The organism is Bacillus sp. SIMBA_008 (genome assembly GCF_046535495.1).
Classification (GTDB): domain Bacteria; phylum Bacillota; class Bacilli; order Bacillales; family Bacillaceae; genus Bacillus; species Bacillus subtilis.
Window position 1 is genome coordinate 1 of sequence record NZ_JAWRWL010000638.1, and the last position, 263, is coordinate 263.

Consider the following 263-nt stretch of genomic DNA (forward strand, 5'->3'; position numbering starts at 1 on the left):
CACTGTGCTGGTGGCGAACCTCGTCGCGGACTTCGCCTACGTGATGCTCGATCCCCGCACCCGTCAGGAGGCCCGCCGATGACGACCCCGCTCACCGCCACCCTCGCCGCGCCTCAGCCCGCTCCCAAGAAGGGGCGCAACCTCGACTGGCTGCACGGACTCCGCTCCGCCAAGATCGTCGTCGGCGGCACCGTCTTCCTGCTTTTCGTGCTCGTCGCGATCTTCTGGCCGTTGGCGTGGACGTGGTCGATGACGGCCTGCAG

The 263-nt window shown here is 68.4% G+C and carries 1 protein-coding gene; it reads left to right on the top strand.

What is annotated here, in order from left to right; all coding sequences use genetic code 11:
* Nucleotides 1-78: 78 nt before the first annotated feature.
* Nucleotides 79-263: hypothetical protein (locus SB658_RS24775; RefSeq protein WP_410603050.1), on the top strand; the 185-nt coding region annotated here is incomplete at its 3' end.